The following is an 11612-nucleotide window of genomic DNA, read 5'->3' as shown; positions in this document are numbered from 1 at the left end:
ATAAAATAACTTATTCCATTGGTTAATTTATTGCTATAAAAACCAGCTATGAAATCAATCAGTTAAATCTATAAGTAAGGTGATAAAAGTGGTGGCATCAAACTTAATGCACGTTCTGATGGAAAATAAGCACCAGTGTCTTGCTGTGATAAATCAAGGTCAAAATTAAACATCACTGCTTTTTCAATAATTAATTGAGTTTGATGTTCACTCATTGCGCTAAAATCACCTTGTTGTGCATTAAATAAACTTTCTGTATGTATTGTATCACGAGTAAATTCACTCAGACTCATAGAGTATGATTGATTGTGTATTCGGATCTTTAAATGATTATGTGTTTTAGCGTTTTGACCAAACACCTGCCTAATAACTAATGATGTTGATGAATTTATATCAAAAATAACTAAGTCATCATCCCGACGAAACGTCATAAGTGAACGGCGATTTAATGCAGGCAAAATGAGAAGATCCTCTTTTTCATCATAGCTATCATTATCAATAATAATCGTTTGGTAATTCAGCCATGATTCTTGGCTGATTAAATAACTATCTTGTCCTTCTCCGCCACTTAAAATAATATTTTTCACGTTTTTGATTATTGATGGGCTAAGAATATCATGCTCTTTTCCACCTTGAACAATCAAAGAAGAGCTTAAATGATTAGCACTAAATTCATTATTTGACTGGCTGTTTAATAAACCAATATAAAGTATTTCTCCATTTTCAGCGGAAATTAATAAACCTTCATCTACTCGTTCTACTTTATTAATTTGAAAGCCAGAGTAAAGGTCAATTATAGCAGGTAAATCAGTTGGGTTATTGAGTACTGAGCCTTCAGAAAATGCAGCCATTAATTCTTTTTCTGTTGCGAAGTGTTGTTCATACAATTTTTTTTGCTTTCTATCAAAAATTAACCCTCCAGAACACGTTGCGTTCAGACCTAAAAATTGCAGTTCATTTTCTGAAGAAAGTTGATGTGCAATGATGACTTTCCCTTGAACACTCCATGCTGGAAGTATTTTGCTATTATCAACACTTCTAATACCAAGTAATGGAAGAACCGTTTTATCCCGATAATCAGATTCTAAGTTCCGCCACCAATATGCATGCTCTCGAAGCCATTTATCAGTCAATGCAACTGTAGATGAAGACCTATTAACATTTAACTGGCTAACAACACCAATGCTATCAACAAGTAGTAAATTTCCTTTCCATGTAAATACACGCTCTAAATTAGGCATGAACATAAACCAGGCTGAAGGTTTTATTACATTTAATACATCTTGCCCCGCACCTCTTTGTTGATATAGTGATTTTTCCTTATCACTATAAAAGTAAAAGACTTCAGTCCCATCGTTATCAAATAATGATGAGACTAAATGTAAATCCTCAGGGATTGCCCAATGACTTTGCCTCAAAGTACGATCGACGGGAAAATGACCAAACCCTAACGAAGCAGATAGGTTAGGCTTAATCAGTTTATTATCTTTGAGTCTAATCCAGTAGCGGTGCTGAGCTTGATTGTAGTCACTTCCAGATATCATCACCAAACTGGCTAAGCTGGAGTATTTCAATTGTGACATTCTAAAATTATTTTTATTATCAATTAAGTAACGCTGTAAAATTTCTTCAGGTTCAGTACTTCCTAACTGAGTATGAGTGCTAGCTAAATCGACTAACAGTTCAGGTGCTGAAACAAGACTCACCAATTCAATGTTGTTTTCTACAATTTGGTAATTTGCTACCTCGAGTGAATCTTGATAGCGACAAGAAAAATAAATAATATCTTCTTCTGACCATACTTTTAAAACATCTAAATTACGTGCCATTTTGTTTTCTAATCGGTATTCAGAAAGAACCTTTCCACTATTAAGGTCTGTCACCCAAATCAGAGGCGAGCCTACTGAATAAAAAATAGCCTTATCTTTTCTAACCCACGCTAACAGTGCATTTTTTTTCTCTGCATCAATTGAGTCTGTAAATAGTATTTTTTCCGTTTTCACATCAAAATAAGCACGGCCTACATTGTTTCCATTATGCTGATAATTTTCAATAATAACATACTGTTGATGTGTTCTATGTTCCAAGGCTAAAGTGTGTAAATATGCATCAAAACCTTTTATGTTATTTTTCCATACTGTTTCATCAATACTCACAACTGTCATCGATTTTGTTTTGAAATTTATTTCGTTTACTTCATTCTCATTTCCAATAATATAATATTTACTTCCTGGATTTTTATTCTTGATAAAAAAATCAACCTCCCCAACGCTTACTCGATCATCAAATATTTTTATATTATTATTATCTTTTGAGTTAATTATCCATTGAGAAGAGTTCTGGCAGCTTGAGCAATCTGATAATAATACATTGACTCCTTCATTAATATTAATGGTATATTTTCCCCCACACCCTTCTAGATCATAACTAACAAATCCGTGCCACTCTTTTGGTAAATTAGGTATAATTAGATTACGTTTTTTATTGTCTAACCTAACACTTATTGGGGTATTAACATACTCATGGTAAATATGAGTAATTGTATTTTCGCTTGGGAAAATATAAAAATCATAATCAAATTTATCAGTCCGCTCTAGCCTACGAATAACATCAAAACCATTGTCGTGCCTTGTTGTTGCCCCAGGCCATAAATTATAGTCATACTTTATATATGATTTTGGTGTCACTGGTAAAAAAACATTCTCCTGTGAAGCGAAATCCACAGTATGGTACCTACTTACATAGCCTATTCCTGTACGAATATTAATTGCTTGTTGTCTATCATGTACCATAGTTGGAAAATTACCCGCCCAAAAAATATAATTTTTTCGCCCCCCGCCAGAAGATTTCTCACTCGTGCGATAAATATATTGACTATCAAATTCGATTTTATCCGCTTGTAAGTCGATAGTTTTAAATACAGCACCATATTTAGGTATTAAAGTTTTATTATCTTTCGAATATTCATAACCGTTACCTTGGTATGCTTTATCCAGTGCGCTAAAATACAAACCAACCGCTTTGGCATCCTCACCTATGATGGCAAAATTACGCGCAAGTGCTGTGAAACCAATCCCAAGCCCAGAAACAATGACCCCCATTCCACCGAAAGAGGCTGATGCCGTCGTGTAACCAAAAGCATCAGCACCTATAGCCACAGTATTAGCTAAAAAACTTGCAGAATCAAAAACGAGTTGAGTACTAAAAGTGATTGTCTGTGGCTCATTTTCAGCTTGTGTTATTTCATAAATATCAAACCCAATCAATGCACCATTAAATAATGTCGATAGCCCCTCATTAGCAATTTTAGCGAGTGATGATGAAAAGAGATTCATTGAGGGAGCTACTGCTTTTGTTTGGTAACTTAATGCGGTTTTAGCTAATTGCGTTATATGAGCAATATCTTTTACTGTGCTCTGGGTGATTAATGCATAATTTACATAGGTATGAATTTTTAAAGCCATAGCTAAATTTGATGTATTCGAAGTCTTTGTATTTTCAATCCGGTTTCTGTCTTCTACCCATTGGATGATTGATTGAATCACAACCCCCGCATTTAAACCATCAATAGAATTACCTTCTACAGTTAGGCTTTTTTGTCTGAACTCTTCTTCAATAAAATGATAATCACGCCCAAACTCCGTCATTTTTTCAAGGCTATATTGGTGAAAATCTTTAAATGTTTTATCGGTTGTTTCAACCCATTGAGTTAAATCTGTGTTATCTAAGTGAATAAATTGAATACGATAATGCCCCTCTTTCTCTTCTTCTATATTAGAAAACAAGGGAAGCCATCGATCATCAAGGTTATTTTCTACAGATAGTTTAACGCTTGCTTCATGAATTTTTTCTGCCCACTGGTTTGCATCCAAGATGGATAGTGAACATTTTAATTGTAAATCTTCTTGGTATATTTCATTTTGGCCTCTTAATATTAATCTTGCTTTATTCTGCCTCGCTTCTATTGTGCTAATCTCATTTTCATCGCTTAAATTTTCAACGGTAAGCTGGTTACCTATCGAAACCCCACTCATTTTATGAGTATCGATATAAACCAGATTAAAAGCCGGCTTTCCATCTACGTCAAATGCAGAGTAATAAGGTGCAAATTTTTTCTCAATAAAGAACTTTGTTATTGCATTAAATAAACTTTGGCTATTATCAAATACAAAAATACCAAAGTTAGGATCATAAAAATAGTAGTTACTCTTACCATTTTCCACTTTTTTCCCTAACATCATTGAATGACTATTAGTATTTAATGCAAACATCATTGTGTCATCACGAACAGTTAATAACTCTTGGATCTTGTTTAAGCTCATTTTCCCATAGGAAAAAGAAGATTCAACAGCACCGGTATTTGAGTGTAGGTTATTCAACCCCTCCTTTAATAAAATGGAATTTTCATCATCTGGATTTGCAGCAGCGACATAGAGTTTATCTATGAGCTTATCAGCACTATTTTGTCCCCCTTTTGCCAATGCAACAGACATCGCCCTAACCAGTGGATAACAGCGTCCACCAGATTCACTTTTAATAATTGATAAGTAAAAGTCCTGGGGGATCAACCTATTTCTTTTACTACCATTTTCATAAAAAAACTCACTGATCTTACCCGTTTCAATAAGAATTTTATCGATATACTCCGCATAATCAGCATCTTGAATCAATCGATATAATGCACCTCTTTCTTTTGCGGAAATCTCCGCTAATACATACTGTTTTTTTAATTGCCAAGACGTTGCATTACTATTAATTTCTTTAATTACAATATTATTATAGTTTTTCATTCCTTCATTAAATTCATTTCTAAAATCAATATTCTTTGATGTTCTATGTAAATACAATAAATTTTCATAGCGCTCGATTATTGTTAGCCGACTACGTTCATCTGCTTTAGATGATGAAGACCCTGAGTTTATTCCTCGAACCACAAAGTCCATACCTTTATTCTGTTTAAGTGTTTGCAAATAAAAAGCATATTCAACCTCAAGCAAGCTCGAGTATACCTCATTAAATTGTTCATTTTTTATTCTATCTAAAATCTGATTAACATCTATCGTTGCTTGCATATCAGAAATAATATTTTCATCATTAATTCTCTTTAAATTTAGTTCTATATTTCTAATTCTATTTTTTAACTCATCTGAACTCGCTTGGACTTTTCTTTTTAGTTCATTAGCTAAATTTACCCAATGAATAGAGTTAACTTTTTTTTCATCTGTGACTGAATACTCTTCAGCTGTAGAAAAATAGACGTCTAGTTTTTTTGCAAAAAGATTCAACTTTTCGTGTACATTTTTTCTGTAAAGATTAAATTCCGTTATTTTTTCATCTAAAAAATAACTCTCCGCTGATTTAATTTTTACACTATCAGGAAAAAAGTGTAATCCATCCTGATTCGTTCTATCTTGAAAAACCAACTTCCAATTTTCATCATCAAAATATAAAAAAACAAAGGGGCTATCATGCTCCCTATTTTTATAATCCCGCTCATCTATAGCCATGGTAACATTATCATAAAGTAAAGAACTGTTATAACGGCTATCATAGAAAACTCTATATTTTTCTGAATCTAACTCTGTTACAACAACAGAGCCTTTATTAACCTTACTTAAAAATAAAAATTTATTTTCTGGAGATGTTTTTTCTATATCAATATAATTAGAAAAGTCTTTATCTGCCCCTTTTGAGTTAGTATCTAAAAAATAACTCTCTAGCGCATAAGCAGGATTTGAATGATAAGTATCATCAACATACTTTATTTCATATTCGGATTTTTCATTACGGTAAAATACAACTTTCCCACTTACTGGTATTTCGTCTATATCATTGAGATAACCTGCATTAACTTTATATGAGTAGCAAAATTGCTCGGGGTTTAATACAAATTGTTGTATATCTCGACTTGGAGCAGCAGTACCTAACTCTAAATTTGAACCATTCAGCCCTGTTTTCAAAAACCTATCTTTAATCGTTTGAGAAATAAGCGCAGGGTCTTTAGGATCATAGCCAAAACGTTGTAATGTTCTTGGTAATGTGTTTATTAACCTTTCACCTGTTAATAACGATTCAGTGACTGCCTTGGCCATAATCACTGCCCTTAATTCACCATAGCTACTAGATTGCCCCTCTACCGTTTCAGAATAAGAGATCCCTGTCATTAGCCTTTTCATACCAACGGGCGTATGTTCAATAAGTGCATTTGGTGGTAACAGTGATTTTAATTGCTGGCTAACTTCTTTAGCAGACACAGAACTCGCCTCTGCAAGGTAAATAACGGCTTGATTGGTTCTGTTACCTAATTTTCTTGGCCCCATAATTTTTGATTGAAAGACATTTTTTTGCGGATCATTGTCATATAACTTAATTAAAGCATTTGCTAAATCAATGTAATTTTTCTTATTAACATTAACCGTTAATCGAGCCATTAATTTGGATCTACTCAAATAACGTTGACGGTAATCTTTTGGTAAAATACGATAAGCACTTGCATTCAATTGTTGTTCTGAACTTAATTTAAAAAAAGATTCTTCATTTTGCCCTTGGGCTCTAATACTGACTTTATCCCTAACCTCTGAATTTAGAAGAGTTTTAAACTCATCTAAAAATAAATTTCTTTCTTCAAGATTTAACCTACTTGATTCTGTCGGGATATCATTATTATATAATTGATAAATAATGTCAGTTATTTTATCTTCAATATACTTCTTTTTTTCTATTAGTGTCGAATCCCAATTAAAACTATTATTTTTATAACCAATTTTAATCTCTTTAATTAAATCGATAATTTCCTGAGCAGTTCTTGCTTTATCTCTGCCTTCCCTTGAAATGGCAAGTAACGACTCATAACCTTCCTTTTCCATATTCCACCATTTAATATCAAAATTAATTTATTTTAAAGACTTATTTCTATCACAGAAAATAAATATTATTGAATTCGTTTTAATAAAATAGGTAAATTTAAGATTAACTTTAATATGGAAAAAATGATTTTTTTATCGTTTTTTAAAATATCATTTATTTTAAGCATAAAAAACGGGAAGCCGATGCCTCCCGTTGCAATCAATTAGCTTAGCAATTAAATTATGCTTGGCCTTTAACTTCTTTTAAACCGTTGAATGGTGCACTGTTACCCAGAGCTTCTTCAATACGGATTAATTGGTTGTATTTAGCAACACGGTCAGAACGGCTCATAGAACCTGTTTTGATTTGCCCCGCTGCAGTACCCACTGCTAAGTCCGCAATAGTTGCATCTTCAGTTTCGCCTGAACGGTGAGAAATAACAGCAGTATAGCCTGCATCTTTCGCCATTTTAATTGCAGCCAAAGTTTCAGTTAACGAACCGATTTGGTTGAATTTAATTAGGATTGAGTTAGCGATACCTTTGTCGATACCTTCTTTCAGGATCTTAGTATTAGTTACAAACAGGTCGTCACCAACCAATTGGATTTTGTCACCAAGAACTTTAGTTTGGTATGCAAAACCATCCCAGTCAGATTCGTTCAGACCATCTTCGATAGATACGATTGGGTACTGTTTAGTCAGCTCTTCTAAGTAATGAGTGAACTCTTGAGACGTAAAGGTTTTACCTTCGCCTTTCAGTTCATAATTACCTGTTTCAGCGTTGAAGAACTCAGATGCGGCACAGTCCATCGCTAACGTTACGTCTTTACCTAATACATAACCTGCTTGTTCAACCGCTTCTTTGATAGCGGCTAACGCTGCTGCGTTAGATTCTAAGTTAGGTGCATAACCACCTTCATCACCTACAGCCGTGTTCATACCTTTAGATTTCAGTACTTTTGCTAAGTGATGAAAAATCTCAGAACCCATGCGAACCGCTTCTTTCAGCGTTGGTGCGCCAACAGGCTGGATCATGAATTCTTGGATATCAACGTTGTTATCTGCGTGCTCACCACCGTTGATGATATTCATCATTGGCAGAGGCATTGAATATTGACCGTGAGTCCCATTCAGATCAGAAATATGCTCATACAGAGGCATACCTTTTGCCGCTGCTGCTGCTTTTGCGTTTGCTAAAGAAACAGCCAGAATTGCGTTCGCACCAAATTTAGATTTGTTTTCAGTGCCATCAAGGTCAATCATGATTTTATCGATATTTGCTTGATCTTTTGCATCTTTACCGATCAGGGCTTCTGCGATTGGGCCATTAACTGCACCAACAGCTTTCAGAACACCTTTACCCAGGAAACGTGCTTTATCACCGTCACGCAGTTCCAGAGCTTCACGAGAACCTGTCGATGCACCTGATGGTGCAGCTGCTAAACCAACGAAGCCACCTTCTAAGTGAACTTCAGCTTCAACAGTTGGGTTACCACGAGAGTCAATGATTTCACGGCCGATCACTTTAACAATTTTGGACATTAGGTTTTCCTCAGTACAAGTTAAATTTCGGGAAGTTGGTGCCAATGCGCCGACTTCCCCATATCTTATTTCAACTCACCTTTCTGGTACTTACCAGCGGCTTTAACAAAACCTGCAAATAATGGGTGACCATCTCTTGGGGTCGAAGTGAACTCTGGGTGGAATTGGCAAGCCACAAACCAAGGGTGATTTGGGTTTTCAATAATTTCTACCAGTTTGTTATCTACTGAGCGACCTGCGATTTTTAGGCCCGCATCTTCGATGCGTTTCAGTAATAAGTTATTCACTTCATAACGATGACGGTGACGTTCAACGATGGTTTCAGCACCATACATATCACGCACTAAGCTACCATTCACTAAATGGCATGGCTGCCCGCCAACACGCATTGTACCGCCAAGGTCGCTCTCTTCAGAACGCACTTCAACGTTACCCTCTTCATCACGCCATTCTGTAATCAGCGCAACAACTGGATATTTACAATCTGCTTTGAATTCTGTTGAGTTTGCATCTGCCATATTGGCAACGTTACGTGCAAATTCAATCAGGGCAACTTGCATACCCAAACAAATACCTAAATAAGGGATTTTATTCTCACGTGCGTATTGCGCTGTCAGAATTTTCCCTTCTACACCACGCTCACCAAAACCGCCTGGAACTAAAATTGCATCAAGCCCTTTCAGTAATTCAACACCACGGGTTTCGATATCTTGCGAGTCGATTAGCTTAATATTCACGGTTAAACGATTTTTCAAGCCGCCGTGTTTCAGTGCTTCGATAACTGATTTATACGCATCTGGTAACTCAACGTATTTACCCACCATTCCGATAGTTACTTCCCCAGCAGGATTGGCTTCTTCGTAAATAACTTGTTCCCACTCAGACAGATTCGCTTCAGGCACATCGATACGGAAACGGCTACAGATGTATTCATCCAAACCTTGGGATTTTAACAAGGCTGGGATTTTATAAATAGAATCAACGTCTTTTAGTGAGATAACTGCTTTTTCTGGCACATTACAGAATAACGCGATTTTCGCGCGCTCGTTTGCAGGAATCACACGGTCTGAACGGCAAATTAATACGTCAGGTTGAATACCAATGGACAGCAATTCTTTCACAGAATGTTGCGTTGGTTTGGTTTTTACTTCACCCGCAGCTGCAAGATATGGCACTAAGGTTAAGTGCAAATATAGTGTACGTTCACGACCCACTTCCGCCGCCATTTGACGAATAGCTTCTAAGAATGGCAGAGATTCGATATCACCGACAGTTCCGCCAACTTCAACGAGAACAACATCATGGCCTTCACCACCACGGATGATACGGTCTTTGATTTCATTCGTAATATGCGGGATAACTTGGATGGTAGCGCCTAAGTAGTCGCCACGGCGCTCTTTGCGCAGAACTTCAGAGTAGACACGGCCTGTCGTAAAGTTATTACGACGTGTCATTTTGGTACGGATGAAACGCTCATAATGACCCAAATCCAAGTCAGTTTCAGCGCCGTCTTCTGTAACGAAAACTTCCCCGTGTTGGGTTGGGCTCATTGTACCTGGATCTACGTTAATGTAGGGATCCAGTTTCATAATCGTTACATTGAGTCCACGGGCTTCGAGTATAGCCGCCAACGAGGCTGCGGCAATGCCTTTACCCAGAGAGGATACGACCCCGCCGGTCACAAAAATATAGTTAGTTTTCATGCTGAACCTGAAAGTTTAGGTTTAAAAGATGATGGATATAACAGGACGGGAAAACAGTATACCCGAACCTTAATTTCGCTACAAATGTTCTAAGCATAATAAGGCTAAATTTCATCAACACTCTAATATTATCAGCAAGTTAAAAACGAAAATTATTTATCGCTTCAAAAATAGTCATCTGCGTCTGTTTTTATACATTAACACAGTTTAAAGGCAAAAGCTAAATCCTTTCAGCTCATTCTATAGCGTAAAAAATGCAATTCTGCACTAAGTTTGATTTTGAATAACTATTTACTCTATCACTCGCTATTTGACGCCTAAAAATGCCATTCTATTCATTGTTTTTGAAGCTTTATTTGGGAATATTAAATAAATTACTTTTAGAATAAACCAACAACATCCAAATCTTAAAACGACAAATAGTTTCAATACTTACATGTAATGGCTCTAAATAGTTCGCATTACAGCTAGGCGGCAAGAGAGGATATCTCGGGGAGCATACATAAGTATGTGACCCATGTGCCGAACGCAGCCAACAACGCTGTAGTGTGAAATATGACGAGACATTTTATTCTTGGCTTTTAACCTGCAGCCAAAGTGCCTCCATCTCTTCAAGTGTAGCACCTTCTACAGACTTACCACTTTCGGATAAGCTTTTCTCGATTTGCCTAAAACGTCGTTCAAATTTATTACAGGCTTTTTGCAGTGCAATTTCGGGCTTATGGCCTAGGTGACGAGACAAATTTACTGTCGCAAACAGCAAGTCTCCAATTTCTTCTTCTAAGCGGTTTTGATCTACAACCACCTGAGTGGCTTCTTCCATGACTTCTTCAAGTTCTTCATGCACTTTTCCAACCACTGGGCCAAGCGTATCCCAATCAAAACCGACAGAAGCACAACGTTTTTGAATTTTATAGGCTTTCATCAGTGCAGGGAGTGAGTTTGGAATATCATCAAGTACAGAAAATTGAGACTTTTCAGCACGTTCTTTTGCCTTACGCTTTTCCCATCCCTCAATCACTTCGGAACTTGAAAGTTGGTTGTTCGTATCAAAGATATGTGGGTGACGATGCTCAAGTTTGTCACTCACCGCTTGGCAGATATCATTAAAATCGAAAAGTGATTTTTCATTCGCCATTTGTGCATAAAAAACGACTTGGAATAATAAGTCACCCAATTCGCCTTTTAGATCAGAAAAGTCCTCACGCTCTATCGCATCAAGTACCTCATAGGTTTCTTCAAGTGTGTAAGGTGCGATGGTTTTAAATGTTTGTACTTTATCCCAAGGGCACCCCGTTTTTGGGTCGCGCAGCTGTGCCATGATGGATAGTAAGCGTTCAATTTGGTGATTTTGCTGACTCATTGTATTACCCTTTGATTTTCTTTTGTTTCTACATTGCTACCTTTATTTCAAACTTACCAGATATAAAGGCTAATCAACAAAGAAAACTTGAAAAGGATCATTTCAAAATAGTTGGTGTTGTCGCGAGGAGCGCGCGCAGCCAACAACGCTGCGGCTCA

The 11612-nt window shown here is 36.4% G+C and carries 4 protein-coding genes; all 4 read right to left on the bottom strand.

What is annotated here, in order from left to right:
• Positions 1 to 68: 68 nt before the first annotated feature.
• A complete protein-coding gene (locus tag ACE2AL_RS05180; protein ID WP_375084095.1) occupies positions 69 to 6866 on the bottom strand; it encodes a TcdA/TcdB pore-forming domain-containing protein in 6798 nt (2265 codons plus the stop codon).
• A gap of 220 nt (positions 6867 to 7086) precedes the next feature.
• Positions 7087 to 8388, bottom strand: coding sequence for a phosphopyruvate hydratase (gene eno / locus ACE2AL_RS05175; protein WP_206082943.1), 1302 nt, complete (start codon positions 8386 to 8388; stop codon positions 7087 to 7089).
• Between the two features lie 65 nt (positions 8389 to 8453).
• Positions 8454 to 10091, bottom strand: a complete 1638-nt coding sequence (pyrG, locus tag ACE2AL_RS05170; protein WP_206082944.1) for a glutamine hydrolyzing CTP synthase — start codon at positions 10089 to 10091, stop codon at positions 8454 to 8456.
• Between the two features lie 568 nt (positions 10092 to 10659).
• The gene (gene mazG / locus ACE2AL_RS05165) at positions 10660 to 11454 is read right to left on the bottom strand and encodes a nucleoside triphosphate pyrophosphohydrolase (protein WP_375084094.1); all 795 of its coding nucleotides are present in this window, start codon (positions 11452 to 11454) and stop codon (positions 10660 to 10662) included.
• Positions 11455 to 11612: the final 158 nt, after the last annotated feature.

It is taken from the genome of Providencia xihuensis (assembly GCF_041953405.1).
GTDB lineage: Bacteria > Pseudomonadota > Gammaproteobacteria > Enterobacterales > Enterobacteriaceae > Providencia > Providencia vermicola.
This window is presented reverse-complemented; position numbering and strand designations above follow the sequence as displayed.

Bases quoted from the DNA above. Each gene is read 5' to 3' on its own strand.
- ACE2AL_RS05180 (WP_375084095.1), bottom strand. From the start codon at position 6,866: ATGGAAAAGGAAGGTTATGAGTCGTTACTTGCCATTTCAAGGGAAGGC.
- eno (WP_206082943.1), bottom strand. From the start codon at position 8,388: ATGTCCAAAATTGTTAAAGTGATCGGCCGTGAAATCATTGACTCTCGT.
- pyrG (WP_206082944.1), bottom strand. From the start codon at position 10,091: ATGAAAACTAACTATATTTTTGTGACCGGCGGGGTCGTATCCTCTCTG.
- mazG (WP_375084094.1), bottom strand. From the start codon at position 11,454: ATGAGTCAGCAAAATCACCAAATTGAACGCTTACTATCCATCATGGCA.